A 17,704-nucleotide genomic window follows, 5' to 3' on the forward strand; every position below is an offset into this window, starting at 1 on the left:
AGTGGAATGCGGTGTGGCGAGTCCCGTGCGTCGTCATTCGAGCGCCCACTGCGCGAGCGTGCCGACCAGTTCGTTCATGAGCACGTTGTCGATCTCGCGCGCGCCGCCCGCGGCGCGGCAGCGCGCGAGCACGGCGTCGATGATTCTGCTGTCGAAGGCGAACTGTTTGCCCGTCGCGTCGCGGTAGCGCATGCGCAGTTGTTCGAGCTTCTTTTCGATGATGGCGCGCAGCACCGTGTCGTCGAGCGCGGCATAAGGCACGGCGGTCATGCGCGCGAGGAACGCCGGACGAAACGCGTGCAGCAGTTCATCGTGCAGCCGCCGCGCAAAGGCGTCGGTGGCAAGCGTTGCGGCGGGCGTATTGAGCAGCAGCTCGGCGCCCACGTTGCTGGTGGCGAGGATCACCGTGTTGCGAAAATCCACCACAAGCCCGGTGCCGTCTTCCATTACACCCTTGTCGAAGACGTTGTAGAACGCTTCGAGCACGTCGACATGCGCTTTTTCGATTTCGTCGAGCAGGACCACGCTATAAGGACGCCTGCGCACCGCTTCTGTGAGCTGGCCGCCACTCGCATAGCCCACGTAGCCCGGAGGCGCGCCGCGCAGCTGCGAGACGGCGTGTGCTTCCTGATACGCGGCGAGGTCGATCACGATGAGATTGCGCTCGCCGCCGTAGAGCGCATCCGCAAGGGCATAGGCCGTCTCGGTCTTGCCCACGCCCGTCGGCCCCACGAGCAGGAAGACGCCTACCGGGCGCAACGGGTCGGCGAGTCCCGCGCGCCACGCCTGGATGCGCATGGCGATGCGGTCGAGCGCAGCGTCTTGCCCGACGATGCGCTGCGCGAGACGGCCCTTGAGCGTGCGCACGGCGTGGGCTTCGTCGGCGAGCATCTTGCCCACGGGAATGCCGGTCCAGCTCGCGATCACGGCGGCGATGGTTTTCGAGTCCACACAAACCGGCACCATGGGATCGTCGTCGCGAATCGCTTCGAGGCCGCTTTCGAGGCGCGCCAGCTCGGCGGCGAGGTCTTCGCGCGGATCGGCGGCCTCGCTGTTCTCGTTTTCGTTCTCGTTCGCGTCCGCGCTATCTGGCGGCTCTTGCGCGCCGTGGTTGACGGCATCGAGAGGCGCTGCGTCGAGGGCGGCCAGGCGCGCGCGTACCGCTAGAATCTCGCGCACGGTAGCTGCCTCGTCATGCCAGCGCGTTTCCAGCGTCTCGACGAGCGTGGCGTTGTGCGCATGTTCGGCTTCGAGCGTGGCAAGGCGCTGCGTGTGGTTCGCCCCGAGCACCGTTTCCGTGCGCAGGCGCAGCAGTTCGTCGTCGAGCGCGCGCTGCCGGTGCCTGGCGGCTTCCAGTTGCGGCGGCGTGTCGTGCTGCGCGAGCGCCACGCGTGCGCACGCGGTGTCGAGCACGGCGATCGCCTTGTCGGGCAACTGGCGCGCGGAGATGTACCGATGCGAGAGTTTCACCGCGTCGACGATGGCGGCGTCGAGGATCGTCACGTTGTGATGCGCCTCGAACTTTTGCGCCAGCGCGCGCAGCATGGCGACGGCCGCGGGCTCGTCGGGCGCTTCGATCTGCACGAGCTGGAAGCGCCGCGCGAGCGCGGGGTCGCGCTCGAAGTACTTCTTGTATTCGAGCCACGTCGTGGCCGCGATCGTGCGCAGCTCGCCGCGCGCAAGCGCGGGCTTGAGCAGGTTTGCGGCGTCGCTGCCGCCTTCCGCGCCGCCCGCGCCGATCATCGTATGGGCCTCGTCGATGAAGAGCACCACGGGCCGTGGCGAATGCCGCGCCTCGTCGATCACCGCGCGCAGGCGCCGCTCGAACTCGCCTTTCAGGCCCGCGCCCGCCTGCAGCAGCGCGAGGTCGAGCATGCGCAGCGAGACTTCGGCAAGCGGCGGCGGCACGTCGCCCGCCGCGATGCGCAGCGCGAGTCCTTCGACCACGGCCGTTTTGCCCACGCCCGGCGCGCCCACGAGCAAGGGGTTGTTCTGCCGCCGCCGCAACAGGATGTCGAGCGTCTGGCGGATCTCCGCATTGCGTCCGATGATCGGGTCGATGCGGCCGGCCCGTGCTTCGGCGGTGAGATCGAGCGTGTATTGGTCGAGCAGGGCGGGTGATGGCGTAGCGGACTCAAGCGCACTCGCGAACGCGGGAAGGGTCGCGTCGTCTATGGCCGGTTCGAGGGGGGCGACCGGAGTCAGCGGCGCAAGCGATGCGCCCGCTTCGATCGGTGCGAGCCAATCGGAGAAATTGGCGCGCAGCGCAGCGCTCGCCACGCGAAGCAGCGTGGGTGCCCCATGCACGGCGCGTGCGCGCAGCGCGTCGTTTTCGAGCAGCGCGATGAGCAACGTCGCCGCGCGCACGCGCGGCTGCTGGAGCACGACAGTGGATTGCACGAGCGCATCCTGGAGCCACACGAGCAGGTCAGGCGAGAACGACGGCATGCCCGTGTTGCCGCGCTTGAAGCGCGCGATCGCCATGCGGATCTCGGCGCTGAGCGCAGCGCGGTCCACGCCGAAGTGCGGCAGCACGCACGCGAAATCGCCGCCCTCGGGTTCGGCGAGCGCGAGCAGCCAGTGCTCGAGTTCGACCACGAAATGCGTTTCGCGCAGGCATTGCTGCGCGGCGCGTTCGAGGGCTTCGCGCGGCTCGCGCTCGAGGCGCGCAACGAGCGTCTTGAGATCGAGCGTCACGGCCCGGTACGCCCCTGTATGTCGTCGGGCGCAAGGCGCGTGAGGCGCGCGGGCGCCGATTCCGCCGCGCCGGCCCAGGCGGTCCAGCCGAGCCTCAGCGGCGCGCGCCGCGAGAGGCGCGCGCGCGGCAATTCGCCTGCGGCGAGCTGCAGTTCGAGATGCACCTTCAGTTCGGCGCCGAACCACTCGGCGGCCAGCGAATGCAGCGCTTCGTGGGCAGGCGCGCCCGGCAGGAATGCTTCGTACTGCTCACGCCTGAGCGGACCGAGCCGCACGCGTATGCCCTGGTGTTCGTCCCAGATCCTCGTGCCCGCAACGGCATCCTGGCCGAGCCGCCGGTTGCGCCCGCCGGAGCCGATCGCCGTGCGGCTCGCCGGGGGCAGCGTGCGCCAGCCGCCCGCGAATGGCGTGGAGCGCACGTGCACGCGGAAATGATGGAGCACCATGACGTCGAAGCCCGCAAGCGAACGCCGGCGGTTCGCGAAGAGCCCCGCGCGCGCCAGCACGGCGCGCAGGTCGAGCGGCTCGGGCGGCGCTGGCGCTTCTTGCGCCACGCGGTTGTACGAGGCGCGCGAATTCAGCGAGGCGTTGCCCGTCAGCGCGCGCAGCACGACGTCGGCTGAACGCTGCGCCGTGGCGGGCAGCGGCTCGGCGCTGCGGTACTTGCGCTGCGCACGATACAGCAACGCCAGCAACCGGTGCTGGAAGATGTCGAGAAACGCCGCTGCCGAGCGGTCCTTGCGGCGCAGACGGTCCTGCAGCCATTCCTGCCATGCACCGGGCAGCGGGCCGTTCGGGCCGCCCAGCGCGAATGCGTTGACCTGCAACTGGGGCGGTCCCGCATGGACGGATGCTGCGGATGGTTCTTCGCCCGGCTGAGGCGCAAAGGCGAGCGAGCGCGGCAAGCCGCGCCGCAATGGCCCGAGCGCGCTCGCCGGAAACGCGGGAGAAAGATTGCCGCTCAACGCGAGCGCTTCCTGGCCGGGGTCGAGCCCGGTGCCGAGCGGCTGCGCGTGCGGCTGCAACAACTCGAGCAGACGCACCGCCTGCGTGAATTCGAACGCGTGCGGTTCGTCGAACAGCCGCTGCGTCAGAGAACGAGCGGGCTGCCCATCGTCGGCCGCCATGTGCGGACCTCCCGACCGTCGCGCACGAGCGAGGTCTGTACGAAACGGTTGACGCTCGCATAGAGCGAGAAGAATTGCGCAAGCACGCCGGAAAAGAGCACGGTGCTCGCGCCCACAAAGCTCGCTTCGTCGAGTTCGATACGCACGCCGAGTCCGTTGCGCCAGCCGCGCCAGCGGTCCGTCCCGACATGCGCGACGATGGGTTCGCTCGACACGGCCAGAAGTCCCGCGATCTGGCGCTGCGAGGGGGCATGTGCGCCGAGATTGTGGAGCATGAGCATTTCGCGCAGCGACTGTAGCGCCTGCGGGCCTTCCACGATCGACGTGTGATTGAGGACGAGCTGCGACACGAGGCGCCAGCGCGACGTGCCGTCGAGTGCGGCCACGATCTGCGGCGTGGGCCGATGTGCAATGCGCACGCTCGCCACCGGGCCCGGCACTTCGAACGACAGCGCGGCGCCCGGCGCGAGCCGGTGCGCCAGATGGCGATTGGTGCACAGCAGGTCCGCGGTGAGCGTGCGCGCCGCGGGCGCGGCGGGATTGAAGCGCGTATCGACGAACGTGAGCATGACGTCGCTGCCGGGGCGCGACGGATGCAGGCCGCTCACGCGCCGCGCGTACCAGTAGACAGCCGAATCCGCGCCGTGCATCGAGCCGTACCAGGGCGGCACGTCCGTCACCGTGCGGCCCGCCACGGCGCGCACGTTGCGCACGGCGTAGATCTCGGTGCTCGATTCGCGGTGCGCGTCGGGACTCACGCGCATTTCGCGCGCCGTGCCGTCGGGCCGCAAGGGTTCGGAAGTGCGCGCGAACAAATTGAGCGCGGGTGCGCAGCCGAGCTGGATATCGTGCGTATGCAACGTGAAGCGCCCGCGCGGGGCCGCCGTGAAGCCGATCACGAGATCGACGCTGTCGAGCGCATCGGCGGGCGGCTTGAACGGCAGATCGAAGAACGCGAACTTCTCGGGAAACGCGAAGTACTCGACCAGCAGACGGCAGGCCGGATGCGCGCCGTCTTCGAGCGGCAGGAGCGCGTTTTCTTCATCGAAGCCGACCGGGGAGGGCAGCCCGCGTTGCGCGTGCAAGGTACCCTCTGGCGTCTGCAGCCAGGTGGCGGCGCTGTGCGCGCCGAGCAGGTCGTAGAGCGCGGCGGAGGTGACGGGCGACCCCGTGAGGCGCACGCGCAAGCGCTCGATCGGCAACGTGCCCAGCTTGTGCGGCCCGATGCCCCGCAACGTGAGCCGCAGCGCCGATTGCAGCGACGCATTGCCGGTGAGCGCCTGGGCTTCCTCGGCGTCGAGCAACTGGGCCGCGGCGAGGGTGATCGGCCAGAGCGTGACGTCGCTGCTCGTGCGCCAGTAGACCGTCGCGCCGCTCGCATCCACGTGCATGAGAGGCGTGTCGCGCGGCACGCGATACCCTGCGGCGATGCTACCTTGCGTAGGGTCCGGCTCGAACTGCACGATCGTCATGGAAGGCACGGGTCGCGACGCGTAGGGATAGAACTGTTCGAGCAGTCCGTCCGTGAGCGTGGTGTATTCGTCGTCGAGCGTGCGCTGGATGCGAGCGGTCAGCACCGCGAAGCTTTCGATCAGACGTTCGACGTTTGGGTCGGCGCTCTCGCCGGGGCCGAGTTCGAGCCGCCGGGCGATCTTCGGATACCGCTGCGCAAAGCCTTCGCTCGCGCGGCGCAGATAAGTCAGCTCGCGCTGGTAGTAGTCGAGCAGTTGCGCATCAAGCGAGTCGTTCATCGATGATCCCGATGGACTGCGTTTCGCCGTCCTGCCCGGCGACGTAGGTGACGACGTGCTCCACGCCGTCGCTGCCGCGCAGCGTTCCCTGAATGCGCAGGCACAGCCGCCATGGCGCGGCAGCGTCCGCTTCGATTTTCACGCGCGGGTCGCGAAGGCGCGGCTCGAACGCGCGGATGGCTTCGGCCACCTCACGCTCAATCACCGCCCGGTCTTCCGCGCGAGCCGCGCTTTGACCGCTCCAGTCGGGCAGGCCGTAGAGCAGGACGTCCGGCGCGCGCGGCATGCGCGGCGCGCCGCGGCGCGTGTTGAGAAGGCGCAGTAACTCCGCGCGGACCGACGCGCGCAAGCCGGCCGCGTCCAGCGTGCGCGCGGCGAGCTCGTCAACGGACTCATGCGCGTCGAAAGGCGCGTCGTCGGCCAGCCGCTCGAAGAGCGGCATGGGCGCGATGGCGATGAAAGCGCGGACGTTCGCCATAGGCGGTGCGCGCTAGCTTGCCGCCTTCACGACCTTGTTCGCGGCCAGGTCCCATGTGGTGGCCGCGGTGCCTTCCTTGGTGGCGTCGTCTTTCTGCGCGGTCAGTTCCCACTTGATCTTCGTGAAGTTCAGCGAGAGCGTTTCCACGGGCTTGCCACCCGCGCCGCCCGACACGCTCACGTTGCTCAGCACGACGTTGTTCAGCGTATAGGTGATGAACGGCATGATCTTGCCGTCGCTCTCGGCTGCGTTGCGGCCCACCACGACAGTCGCGCTCGCAATGGCCTTGCCGGAGCAGCAATATTCGTTGAGCGTGGGCGTGGCGACGTCAACGAACTTCGTCACGGTGAATTCGCCGAGATGGGGCTTGCCCGACGTGCGCTCCGAGTTGCTGACGTCGTTGGTGACCTGCATCGCCACGTTGTGGCTGTACGACATCAACTCGATCTTGTCGGTATAGCCTTCCAGCGTGCACTCGCCTTTGATGTCGCCACCCAGGTCGAGAATGATCGAATCCATGGTTTGCTGCTCCCGAAGCAGTAAAGAACTACGCGGGCCGCGTGCGCGGCGCCGGGCGCGTTCAGGGACCAGGGGCGCTCATGCGCCGCCTGGCCGTCGTCTCTTCATCGAATCGCTTTCTTTGCCGGTGGATCAGGCGGCCGCCGGCGGCGGCAGCGTCGCCACGAGCCGGATCGAGGCAGTGAGTTCCTCGAGCTGGAAGTGCGGCCGCAGGAACACCGTCGCGCGGTACGCGCCGGGTTTGCCCGGCACATCGGTCACGTCCACGCGCGCCTCGCGCAGCGGATACTGGGCCTTAATTTCCTGCGGCGCGTTGTCGTTCACGAGCACATAGTCGGCAATCCACGTGTTGAGATAGCTGCGCACGTTTTCGCGCGTCATGAAGCTGCCGACCTTGTCGCGCATGATCGCCTTGATGTAGTGCGCAAAGCGCGACGCCGCGAGGATATACGGCAGCATGGCCGAAATGCGCGCGTTCGCCGTGGCCTCGGGCGTGTTGTAGAGCGCTGGCTTGCAGGCGGTCTGGCCGCCGAAGAACACCGCGAGCCCTTCGTTCTTCTTGTGCACGAGCGCAATGAAGCCGAGCGAGTCGAGCTCCTTTTCGCGGCGGTCGGTGATCGCCACTTCCGTGGGGCACTTCATGGCCTTGTCGCCCGAAGCCGTCTGGAAAATGTGATCCGGCAAGCGCTCGACCGCGCCACCGCCTTCCACGCCGCGAATCGCGGCGCACCAGCTGTACTGCGCGAACGCGTTTGTGATGCGTTGCGCCAGGGCGAAGGCGGAGTTGCCCCAGAGATACTTCGAGTGGTCGGTGCCGTCGACGTCCTCGAAGAAGTTCATGCCCTCCACCGGATTGCTGTCCGGATGATAAGGATGCCGCATCAGGATGTGCGGGAGTGTGAGCGCGACATAGCGCGAGTCTTCGCTCTTGCGGAATTCGCGCCAGCGGGCCATGTCGATCGTCTCGAAGACCTTGGAGAGATCGCGCGGCACGCCTAGCTCCGTGAAGCTCGACATGTCGAACAGCTGCGGGTGCGCGGCCGAAATGAACGGCGCGTGTGCGGCGGCGGCCACCGAGGCGAGCTTTTCGAGCAGGCTCACGTCGGGCGTCTGGCGCGTGAAGTAATAGTCGCCCACCAGCACGCTGAACGGAAAACCGCCGAACGTGCCGTATTCCTCTTCGTAGATCTTCTTGAAGAGCGCGCTCGTGTCGACGTCGATGGCCTTCTCGAGATCGTTCTGCAGGTCTTTCTTCGAAGCGTTCAGGAGGCGCAGTTTCAGGCGCGTACCCGTTTCAGAGCCTTTCACCAGAAAGTGCAGCCCGCGCCACGACGACTCCAGCGCCTGCATGTCGGGATGGTGCAGTACCTCGTTGAGCTGCTCGCTGATCAGCTCGTCGATCTTGCGGATGTGATCGTTGATCATCGCCACCGTGTCGCGGCCGATGGTCATGTTCTTGTCGAGCACCTGCAGCGCGAACTCGGCGAGCAGCTCGCGCGCATGCTGCTGCTGCTCCTCGTATTGCGCCATGCGTCCTTCGTGCACGATGCGGTCGAGCAGCGTGACCGTACCCGCCTGCGCGGTCGCGGCGGCCTGAATGTCGGACATGATTGTCTCCTCGTGTTGAGCTTAGCTGGCCGGCGTGTCACTGGAAGGGCTGGCAGGGGCAGGGGCGTCGCCCGCGGGCGGCGGCAACTGCGCAGTCGGCGTGTCCTGCGGGTGCGCCGAACGGATTTCGCTCAACCCCTTCGGGTCGTGCACCACTTCCTGGAGGAGCTTGTCCAGCTCGTCGTTGCCGTCGAGCTTGGTGAGGAGGTCGCGCAGGCGCAGCCGCGCGTCGTAGAGCTGCTTGAGCGGACCGATCTGCTGAACGATGCTCACGGGATCGAAGTCGTCGATATGCTCGAACTTCAGCTCGACGTTGACCTTGCTGCCGTCGGCGGCGAGCGTGTTGTCGACCTGCAGCGTCACGCGCGGCCCGATCGACTTCATCACGTCGTTGAAATTGTCGCGGTCGATGTCGACGAAGCGGCGTTCCGTCATTTTCGGCAACGGCTCGACAGGCTTGCCGGACAGGTCGGCAAGAATGCCCACGACGAGCGGCAGCTCGCGCTTTTCGATGGCATTGCCTGTTTCGACGTCGTACGTGATCTGAACACGCGGCGGTCGGTTCCGTTCGAACCAGTGCTGGGTACTGTCGGCCATGGTCACCTCGGTGGCGGTCGTTCTTCTATTGCATTGTGTAACGGGAGAGATGCGCGTTTTTCGTCAATCCGCCCTTTTCACGATGCGTTTTCTTTAAGACGACAATGCCCCGCAAAACGTAATTAAACGATTGCCAGGCGCATTCCCGGTCCTTCAGAAAAACACAGCTAAAGCATGCCCCGGATTCGTCAAACGAGAGCATTCACGGCGTCAAGCGTTCGCGCTGCGTGCGGCTTCACCTTGTCCTTCGTCGCGCACGTCGTGAAGATAGACGGTCACGACTTTAGGACAGTAAACGCGGAATTTCAAAGTATATTTACGGCGCATAGACTCATCTCCTTTCAAGTTTATTTACGCATTGCTTTTGAATTGATCGATTAAAAAATCGTTATTGCAATGACGCGTGAGGCGCTTGTAGACTACGCGCGAAACAGCTTGCGCAGCGGAACATGCGTCTTGATTAGAAATACGAACTAGCATGAATTCTCCTGCGCGCGGGCACGAGGCATCGCGGACAAGAGGCGGCGCACACAATGGGGATTGCGCAGTGATCACCACGTTATTCGCCGGCGCGTCGCGCGCCGCGAAGCCGTACGGCTGGCGTGCAGCCACGCTAGCGTTCGCGCTCGCGCAGGTGCTCGCGGGGTGTTCGTCGCTGCCCAAGGTACAGGTAGATACCCTGGCCATCGCCGTTTCCACTCAAGCGAATCAGGACACGCCCATTGCCGTGGACGCCGTGCTCGTGCGCAATCCGCAACTGCTCGATGCATTGCTCGGCCTGCCTTCGGCGAAGTGGTTCGCGCAGCGCGATCAATGGCGCCGCGATCATCCCGAGGACATCACGGTCGTGTCGTTCGAAGTCGTGCCGGGCCAGCAGATCGCGGCGGCGCCGTTTCCGTTTGGCGGCAAGCGGGGCGCAGGCGTAGTGGTGTTTGCTGACTACCAGACACCGGGCGCGCACCGCGTGAGGCTCGACACGGGGCCCGCTCACGCGCTGCTGCTGCTCGGAGACCAGGATCTGAGCGTGCAGGCCGCGCATTGAGCAACGAGACTATGTGACGCAACTGTGTCACGCGACGGTGTCACACAGCGGCGCAGCAACACTAAACGACGAAACGTTTAGCAATAGAAAGCAAACACATCATGCGAACTTCGTTTCCCGATCCGGTCTGCTGGTTTGACGGCATGCCCTTGCTGCCGCAGCATTTCCAGACCCAGGCGCTGCACGCGGCGGGGCACGCCGCGTTGCTCGCCGGCGCCGCGCGCGCGCATTACTGGGGCGTGCTCTCGCTGGAGCACGACGCTGCAGGGCTCGCCCAGGGGCTCGTGCGCATCAGCGCACTGGAGGCGATTCTGGCAGACGGCCTCGCCATTCGCCACACGCCGTACGATCCCGTGCTGGAGATCGACGTGAGCCACGCATTCAGCGCACCGGACGAGGAGGTCACGATCTATCTCGCGGTGCCGCCCCTGTATCGCGGCGGGCAACTCGATCCGCAGGCCGGGCGCTACACCCAGCGCGAGAGTCCGGACGTTCCCGATCTCGTCTCGGGCGGCGAGCCGGCTTCGATCACGACGTGGTCGCCGCGCCTGCACCTCATGACGGATCTCGGCCGTCACGAATTCGACCGCTTGCCGCTCATGCGCGTGAGGCAGCAGGGCGGCGGCGTCGCGATTGCGGACTACGCGCCGCCGTGTCCGTTCGTGCGCGCCGACTCGGTGCTCGGTCAACGCGTGATGCAACTGCTGCTGCGCGTGCGCGAGAAATGCGTGTTTTTGGCCGGGCGTCTGCAGGCGGCGCAGCGCGCGGAAGAGCGCGACGACGCGGGCCAGATCGAGCGCCAGCTTTGCGCGCTCTGGAGCCGCCTGCCCGAAGTGGAGGCGACGCTCGTCACCGGCATCGCGCATCCCGCGGAACTGTACCGCGCCGTTGCCGGCATGACGGGCGCGCTCGCGGCGCTGCGTCCCGCGCGCGGCGTGCCCGCGTTCGCGACGTTCGATTACATGGCGCTGCTCGCGTCGTTCGATCCGCTGCTGGAATGGGCGGACGAAGCGCTCGCGACGATCCGCCAGGGGTATCGCGTGCGCGCGTTCACCGAGGAGGGCGGCAGCTTCTGGATCGCGCCGCCGTTCGAAAGCGGCGGCAACGTGGCGCGCGAACTCGTGATTGGTTTGCGCATGCCGCCCGACGCGGGCGAGCACGACGCGAGCATGTGGCTCGATCATGCCGTCGTCGCATCACGGCCCTATGTGCCCACGCTCGCGCGGCAACGCATGCGCGGCCTCGCGCGCCGGCGGCTCGCGCGCGAGGAGCGCGCGGCCTACGCCACGGGCGACGACACCACGCTCTTCGCGGTGGCCGTGGAGGACGCGTGGTTCGACCGCGCGCAGCCGTTGTGCATCGAGGTCCGCACGACCGTGCCGGGGCGCGCCCCCTGGGCTGTGCAACTCTTCACGCCCACTGGCGACGCCGCCGACGACGCACGCCAGGCGGGAGCCGATCATGTTTGATGCCAGCGACCCGAGCGACGAGCGCCTGCCGCTCATGCGCGCGTTCGTCGTGGCGTTCGCGTTCGCGGAGAATGCGCGCCTGCGCGCGGTCGCGCAGGCGGCGAATGCAGCCAGCGCGGCGAACGCCGCGAGCGCAGAGACGCCCGCCGATCCGCAGCGCGAAGCCGACGCGCTCGCCACGCAGTTGCAGTCCGCCACACGCAAGCTTGCGCGCGACGCGATGGCCTGGACCGGCGCGGCGGGCGAAGCGGACATCGCCGCCGCGCAGTACGCCTATGTCGCGCTGCTCGACGAATTACTGCTGTTTTCGGCGTGGAATGGCGCGAGCGCGTGGGAAACGTATCCGCTCGAAGCACGCATTTTCGGCACGCGCGCGGCGGGCGAGCGCATTCCGGCCGCCATCGAAACCTTGCTCGCGCAACGCGATCCGGCGCAGCGCGATCTTGCCAACGTCTATCTCGCCTGCCTCACGTTAGGCTTTCGCGGCCGCCTGCGCGGCGAGGCGGGCGCCTTGCGTCACGACCAGTTGCGCCACGCGCTGTTCGCGTTCGCCATGCAGCGCGACCCCGAGCCGGACCGGCTTGGCGCGCCGCTCGAACACGCCGCGCTGGCGCCGCGCGAAACTCGTCCGCTCACGCAGATGTTTCCAGACCGCGCACGCCTCGCCCTGTTCGTGGGTGGCGGATTCGCGGCGCTGCTCGGCATGTCGCAGCTGCTGTGGCTCTATGCGACGGCGCCCGTGCGGCCATCGCTCGAACAGTTCGAAACGGTGTCGTTGGCGCAAGGGCGTCCGGCGCAGGTGAACCATACGAGCACCACGGGCATGGTGCTGCCGCGCGCACGGGCGGTGCGCAGACTGCGGCCACTGGCTCCGCCCACCGACGTTCAGGCCATGGCGCAAACTCAGGACACACCCGCGGCGCCGACGGTCTCGACGACGCCTCGTGCCACGCTCGCGCTCGCGGCACGGCGCATCGTCACGGTGAGCGCACAGAACGCCGACGAAGCCAGCGAAGACAGCCCGGACGCCACGCCACGCGGAGCACGGCCATGACGACCACACTCATAGTCGTCCTGATCGTCCTCATCGCGCTGTTGATCGTGGGGCTCGCGGCCGGGCTCGTCGTGCGCTGGGTGCGCGGGCGCGACGAACGCAGACCGCTGCGCAACTTCTCCGCGATGATGCGCACGGCGCACAACGCGATGGGCGTGCGCGATCCGTACTCGGTGCCGCGCGTGCTGGCAACCGGAGCACCCGCTGCGCTCGACGCGCTGGCGCTCAGCTGGCGCCTCACGCCCGTTGGCGAGCCGGCGTGGTTCGGCAGGCTCTGGCACGATGCCGAAGGCATTCTGATCGCAGAGCCAGGCGAGTCGCTCGGCGCGCGTGCGGCCGCCGAGCGCCGGCGCGGCTCGACCGGCGGGCGGTTGCTGCGCGGTCTGCTGCGCAACCGGCCGGGCCGCCCGCTCGACACGCTCGTGTGGGTGATCGCGCTCGATACGCTCATCGACGAAAACGGAACCGTGCGCGCGGACACCGACGCGGCGCTCGAAGCCTCACGCACGGTGCTCGCACTGCAGCGTCAACTGGGTCAGATGCTGCCGCTCTACGTGGTGGTGACGGGCTGCGACGCGCTGCCGGGCTTCGATGCGCTCGCGGCCCGTCTGCGCCGCGAGCGCATCGAAACGCCGCTGGGCTGGGCCTCGCCGTATGCGCCGCGGCGCGCCTTCGAACCCGCGTGGGTGGACGAAGCCTTCGCCGACATGAGCCGCGCGCTCGCGGCGACGGTCACCGAAATGGGCACCCTGGACGGCGCGCTGGACGGCGACGTATTCCTGCTGCCGCAGCGCATCGACACCCTGCGCGAACCGTTGCGCGAGCACATCGAGCCCACCTTGCGCGGCGCTGCCGACGGCACCGCGCCGCTCCTGCGCGGCATCTGGTGCGTAGGTGCGATGCCGCAGGCGCAGGAGCGCGAGGAGCCCGCCATCACGACCGCGGCGCGCAGGGAGGCGCGCGCGGCGGCGGCGCCGGCGTTCGCGTCGCGTCTCTGGCACGACCTGCTGATGCCGGGGCAGGGACTCGCGCTCGCCATTCCGCGCGTGCTCGCGCTGCGCATGCGGCGCTACCGTATCGCCACGTTCGGCGCGATCGCGCTGGGCGTGTGCTGGTGCGTGGGCCTGGGCATCACCACCTGGCACGTGCGCAGCGACGCACGCTCGCTCGCGAGCAGCTACGACGCGCTCGCGCTCGCCAGCGTCGCGTGGCACGAAGCGGGCGCGAGCACCAGCGAAACGGCGGCGGCGAACGCGCTGGGCAGCGCCGCGAACGCCTTCGTCAAGGTGCCGCGCTGGCAGCTCGCCACGCCGTTCATGCCGCTTTCGTATTTCGGCCTGCGCCGCCGGCTCGACGACGCGCAATACCACGTGCTGAGCGGGCTCGTGTTCACGCCGCTGCGCGCGCGGCTCGTCAGCCGTCTCGCCGATCTGAACTGCGACGGCGCCATCGAGTCGAGCGACAACGCGAGCCTCGCCGCAGCCGCACGGCGTCCCCAGGACCTGCCCGAGTACACGCAGGGCACCCGGCTCGTCACGAACGCGGCGCAGACTGAGCGGCTGATCACGAACTACAACGATCTGGTGGAACGCGATTCGGGCAACACCGTCATGCTCGCTCAACTCATGCGCGGTGCGGTGGGCGTAAGCTTTTCGCCCGATCATGTGGCCGACCGCGCGGGGCTGGACGACGCCGTGCGCGCGACCGCGGTGGAAGGCGGTCAGCTGTCGTTCGACGGCACCGAGGCGCGCACCGCGCAAGCGCGCGCGAGCGTGTGCTTCGAGGAGACCTTCGACCGCTGGTTCGACGACATTTATCAGGACTCCTCGCTCACGACGAACGCGGCGCAGATCCAGGCCATGCTCGCCGATCTCAAGGTGCCAGGCGCTGTGCCCACGACCGCGTCGCTCTCCGAACTGGCCACGCGCATCGACACGCTCGCAACCCAGGTCGACACTGCGGACCACGGCTGGGCGGGCACGCACGGCCAGGAACTCGTGCCGGGACTCACGGCGACCTTCGACACCGCAAAGGGACTGCGCCTGATCGGCGCGACGCCCGTGGCGAGCGTGCTGGAGCACGAACAGAGCGAACAAAGCGCGTTCGCGGCGCGCTGGCTCGCGAGCGGCAACCTGCCTGGCGTGCTGGCCTCCAATCCCACCACAGGGCTGCAACTGGCGCCGGACCTGCTGCCGCTGCGCGACGCGTTGCGCACGCTGCTCGGCCAGTCGTTCGTCGCGGGCGAGGGCAATGCGGCGGCCGAAATTCGCGGCGTGGATGCCGACTCGGCGCAGCGCGCACTGGCGATCCTGCCGGCCTACAAGCAATACTCCGCTGGTCTTCTCGCGCAAGCGCCCGAAGCGTGGCGCGGGGCGCTGCTCGCCGCGGCGGGCAATGCGACCGTGCACAGCATGGTGGCCGCGCTTTCGGCCCCCATTGCCACGGCGGCAACGACGGCGGCCGGCGCGCGCAACGTCGCCTACGCGCCGCCAACGCAGGGCGCGTCCTTCGACACGCTGCGCAAGAACGCGACCGATCTCGTGGAAGTGTTCGACTCGCTCGGCCGCGCCGATCTCGCGCAAGCGGTCGCCCTGCGCGTGAGCGACGCGGCGCTAGACGTGCTGCGCTCGACCGATGTCCAGCTGCAATCGCTCGAACCGTTTCGACCGCTGCGAGGCGACTTCTCGGCGTGGAACGGCAACGCGGGCGGGTCGATGCGCGCATTCGGCGCCGCCACGCCCGAAGCGCTGCAAACCTACCTTGCCGCGCAGTCGAGTGCAGTGGCGGACACGGCCACGCTCGCGTCGAGCGCGCTCGACTGGCTGAGCACGCAGAACCCGCCGCTCTCTACCGCGGACGCGCGACTCGTGGCGCGCTGGAAGGCGCTCTTCGCGGACCTCGCGCAATACCGCGCCCGCAGCCCGGCGAGCGCGCTGGTGGCGGTGCCGTCGATCATCTCCAACCAGCTCGACAAGATGGACCTCGACACTTGCAGCGCCTCGCTTGCGCAGGTGGACGTGCCGGGCTCGGGCGACATCGTCGCGAGCGCGGGCATGCGGCTCGTCTCGTCCGCGCGCGAGCGCTGCTACCGGCTGCAGATTGGCACTGGTGGGGAGGCCTACGAACAGCTGCGCAACTATTTTGCTCGCTACCTGGCGGGCCGCTTCCCGTTTTCCGCGGATGCGAACGCGCAGGCCGCCGACCTGCGGCAGACGGCGGCCTTCGTGGCGCTGCTCGACGCGAAGCTTGCGGATGCGCAACGCGGCATGAGTGCTGCGGCGGCGAGCGGCGGCCCGCAAGCGGGCGCGCAGCAGTTTCTGGCGAAGCTCGCGCGCGCGAAGCCGTGGCTCGACGCGTTGGTGGCGCGCGGCGCGGACGGCGCGCTCGTGGGCGTGGACGTGGCGGTGGATTGGCGCATCGATCGCGCCGACGAAGCCGGTGCGGACCAGGTCATCCAGTGGTCGCTCGCGAGCGGCAGCCAGACGCTCGCGTGGCCCGCCGCGGCTGGCACGCCGCTGCGCTGGGCGCCGGGCCAGCCCGCCGCGCTGAGCCTGCGCTGGGCGAAGGACGGTCCGTGGCGGCCCATGCAGGACGCCTCGCAGCCGACGCTCTCGGTCGACGGCGAAGCGGCCACATGGGCGGCAAACGACACGTGGTCGCTATTGCGCCTCGTGCGCCTGCACGCGGTGCCGGACGACGGCGCGGATACCGGCACGGGCGCGGGCAACGCACGCATGGTGCTGAGCGTGCCGGTGCGCGATCGTAACGGCGGCACCCAAACCGCGCGCATGTTCATGCGTGTGGGCATGACGGGTGCATCGAAAACGGCGCTCGCGTTGCCCGACCTGCCGTACGCGGCGCCGGGCTACAGCGCATACGGCACCCCTGCGGTCACCTATGGACCGTATCCGTCGAGCACACAGGCGGGGCGCGGATGAACCCGGCATTCGACATCGAAGCACTCGTTCAACCGATACCGGGCGGCGCGCCAGCCGGCGTCTCGCTGCTGCATGACGCCGCCTTCGACGCGATCAAGGCGGCGCGACGCGAGGACGACCCGGCATTGCCAGCGGGCATCTGGCAAACCACGCTCAAGGTCGCCGACTGGGCCACCGTCGAAGCGGGCTGCGAGGACCTCCTGGCCCGCCGTAGCAAGGATTTGACGCTTGCCGCATGGCTGGGCGAGAGCTGGCTGTATCGATATGGATGTGTTGCGTTGCCGGATTGCTTCGTCTTGCTGAGCGAATTGTGTGCGCGCTATTGGGACGACATTCATCCGTTGCCGCGCGACGGCGACCTGGGCTTTCGTGCTGCGCCGCTCGCGTGGGTGGCCCAGCAGTATCCGACCTTGCTCGGCGGCCGGATTGCGTTGTGCGCGGGGCCTGACGGATCAGCGCTGACGCTTGCGCGCTGGCAGGGCGCGCAGCGCGAGGCTGTTGCGGTGAAAGACCGCAAAGATGTGCCGGCCGCGAAGCGGGAGGAGGTCGCCCGCGTGGCGCAGGCATTGGCTCAGGCAGCGCATGCGGCGGCGCCTGCCGCGTTGCGCGACCAGTTACAGGCGCTGCGCGCGGCTCGGGCGCCCATAGCGAAACTCGATTCGTGGTGCACGCAGCGGCTCGGCGCGGAGGCGCCGTCGTTCGGAGCGCTACTGGAGACGCTGGAGCGCATGGAGAGCGTGCTGCGTGACTGGCTCACGACGCATCCCCAGTGGGAGGACGTACCGATGGTTGAGGCCGCAACGATTCAGGAACAGACGGTGGTCGAACCGGCAGCGGGTCAGGTTGCTGCGGCTGGCGCGGTGCTGGAGTCCGCTGGGCCGAGGAGACTGGATGCGCCGCAGTCGCGCGATGAGGCGTATCGGTTGCTCGCTATCGTTGCGGACTACCTCATGCGCTATGAGCCGCATAGTCCTGTGCCTTATATGCTCAAGCGGGCGCTTGACTGGGGTGGGAAGCCGTTGCCCGAACTGCTCGCCGAGCTGATGGCCGGTGAACGGGGCAGGGCGTTGGGGGCGGCGCTTGGGTTGCTGCCTGAGAGCGGGGATGTATAGTGGTTCTTTTGGGCTCCTGTTAACACCGACTGGGCATGCTTGTTTTCGTGTCGGTCTGCCTGGGTTGCCCCTGTGCGGGGCAATGCTCTCAACTTAAGCCCCGGAAGTGCTTGTAAACGAACCGTGGGACCTGTAAACTTCACACCATAACTTCCTGATAAATCAACGATATGAACTCAAATACCGGCGTCTTCCCGCCTTCTGGCTGAGTTCTCCGATTTCCTGTTCGATCCGGCGCTCGCCGAGCGCGTGCGCCGCACCCCCACCGCCTTTACCCGCAATCGCACACTGACGTTGCCGCGCATGGCCGCG

At 68.0% G+C, this 17,704-nt stretch carries 12 protein-coding genes; 5 read left to right on the forward strand and 7 right to left on the reverse strand.

Annotated features, from left to right (window positions below; genetic code table 11):
* Positions 1-33: 33 nt before the first annotated feature.
* The 7 genes from tssH to tssB all read right to left on the reverse strand — a co-directional run bounded on the left by tssH (position 34) and on the right by tssB (position 8,777).
* Positions 34-2,697: a type VI secretion system ATPase TssH gene (gene tssH, locus M3I56_RS33705; RefSeq protein ID WP_254357680.1), complete on the reverse strand. Its 2,664-nt coding sequence runs from the start codon at positions 2,695-2,697 to the stop codon at positions 34-36.
* Positions 2,694-3,824 (reverse strand): type VI secretion system baseplate subunit TssG, encoded by a 1,131-nt coding sequence (tssG, locus tag M3I56_RS33710; protein WP_254357681.1) that lies wholly within the window; start codon positions 3,822-3,824, stop codon positions 2,694-2,696. The genes tssH and tssG overlap by 4 nt, the downstream gene beginning before the upstream one ends.
* Entirely contained in the window at positions 3,788-5,575 is a 1,788-nt protein-coding gene (gene tssF, locus M3I56_RS33715; protein ID WP_254357682.1) for a type VI secretion system baseplate subunit TssF, read from the reverse strand. The genes tssG and tssF overlap by 37 nt, the downstream gene beginning before the upstream one ends.
* Positions 5,559-6,053, reverse strand: a complete 495-nt coding sequence (tssE, locus tag M3I56_RS33720) for a type VI secretion system baseplate subunit TssE (RefSeq protein ID WP_254357683.1) — start codon at positions 6,051-6,053, stop codon at positions 5,559-5,561. Before tssE ends, tssF begins: the two co-directional genes overlap by 17 nt.
* A gap of 12 nt (positions 6,054-6,065) precedes the next feature.
* Complete coding sequence (locus M3I56_RS33725; protein WP_028208509.1) at positions 6,066-6,572, reverse strand: Hcp family type VI secretion system effector; 507 nt, start codon at positions 6,570-6,572, stop codon at positions 6,066-6,068.
* Between the two features lie 132 nt (positions 6,573-6,704).
* Complete coding sequence (tssC, locus tag M3I56_RS33730) at positions 6,705-8,180, reverse strand: type VI secretion system contractile sheath large subunit (protein WP_254357684.1); 1,476 nt, start codon at positions 8,178-8,180, stop codon at positions 6,705-6,707.
* A gap of 21 nt (positions 8,181-8,201) precedes the next feature.
* A complete protein-coding gene (gene tssB / locus M3I56_RS33735) occupies positions 8,202-8,777 on the reverse strand; it encodes a type VI secretion system contractile sheath small subunit (RefSeq protein WP_254357685.1) in 576 nt (191 codons plus the stop codon).
* Between the two features lie 547 nt (positions 8,778-9,324).
* Here tssB and M3I56_RS33740 point away from each other — a divergent pair.
* From M3I56_RS33740 to tssA, 5 genes are all read left to right on the forward strand, one after another.
* A complete protein-coding gene (locus M3I56_RS33740) occupies positions 9,325-9,819 on the forward strand; it encodes a hypothetical protein (protein ID WP_254336061.1) in 495 nt (164 codons plus the stop codon).
* A gap of 101 nt (positions 9,820-9,920) precedes the next feature.
* Positions 9,921-11,288: a type VI secretion system baseplate subunit TssK gene (tssK, locus tag M3I56_RS33745; protein WP_254357686.1), complete on the forward strand. Its 1,368-nt coding sequence runs from the start codon at positions 9,921-9,923 to the stop codon at positions 11,286-11,288.
* Positions 11,281-12,342 (forward strand): DotU family type IV/VI secretion system protein, encoded by a 1,062-nt coding sequence (locus M3I56_RS33750; protein WP_254357687.1) that lies wholly within the window; start codon positions 11,281-11,283, stop codon positions 12,340-12,342. The genes tssK and M3I56_RS33750 overlap by 8 nt, the downstream gene beginning before the upstream one ends.
* Positions 12,339-16,280 carry a type VI secretion system protein gene (locus M3I56_RS33755; protein WP_254357688.1) on the forward strand — a complete coding sequence of 1,314 codons (3,942 nt, stop codon included), beginning with the start codon at positions 12,339-12,341 and terminating at the stop codon, positions 16,278-16,280. Before M3I56_RS33750 ends, M3I56_RS33755 begins: the two co-directional genes overlap by 4 nt.
* The gene (gene tssA / locus M3I56_RS33760) at positions 16,277-17,392 is read left to right on the forward strand and encodes a type VI secretion system protein TssA (RefSeq protein WP_254357689.1); all 1,116 of its coding nucleotides are present in this window, start codon (positions 16,277-16,279) and stop codon (positions 17,390-17,392) included. The genes M3I56_RS33755 and tssA overlap by 4 nt, the downstream gene beginning before the upstream one ends.
* Positions 17,393-17,704: the final 312 nt, after the last annotated feature.

The organism is Paraburkholderia sp. CNPSo 3281 (assembly GCF_024206515.1).
Classification (GTDB): Bacteria; Pseudomonadota; Gammaproteobacteria; order Burkholderiales; family Burkholderiaceae; genus Paraburkholderia; species Paraburkholderia nodosa.

Coding starts and splice junctions, on each gene's coding strand:
- tssG (WP_254357681.1), bottom strand. CDS start 3,824: ATGGCGGCCGACGATGGGCAGCCCGCTCGTTCTCTGACGCAGCGGCTG.
- tssF (WP_254357682.1), bottom strand. CDS start 5,575: ATGAACGACTCGCTTGATGCGCAACTGCTCGACTACTACCAGCGCGAG.
- tssE (WP_254357683.1), bottom strand. CDS start 6,053: ATGGCGAACGTCCGCGCTTTCATCGCCATCGCGCCCATGCCGCTCTTC.
- M3I56_RS33725 (WP_028208509.1), bottom strand. CDS start 6,572: ATGGATTCGATCATTCTCGACCTGGGTGGCGACATCAAAGGCGAGTGC.
- tssC (WP_254357684.1), bottom strand. CDS start 8,180: ATGTCCGACATTCAGGCCGCCGCGACCGCGCAGGCGGGTACGGTCACG.
- tssB (WP_254357685.1), bottom strand. CDS start 8,777: ATGGCCGACAGTACCCAGCACTGGTTCGAACGGAACCGACCGCCGCGT.
- tssK (WP_254357686.1), top strand. CDS start 9,921: ATGCGAACTTCGTTTCCCGATCCGGTCTGCTGGTTTGACGGCATGCCC.
- M3I56_RS33750 (WP_254357687.1), top strand. CDS start 11,281: ATGTTTGATGCCAGCGACCCGAGCGACGAGCGCCTGCCGCTCATGCGC.
- M3I56_RS33755 (WP_254357688.1), top strand. CDS start 12,339: ATGACGACCACACTCATAGTCGTCCTGATCGTCCTCATCGCGCTGTTG.
- tssA (WP_254357689.1), top strand. CDS start 16,277: ATGAACCCGGCATTCGACATCGAAGCACTCGTTCAACCGATACCGGGC.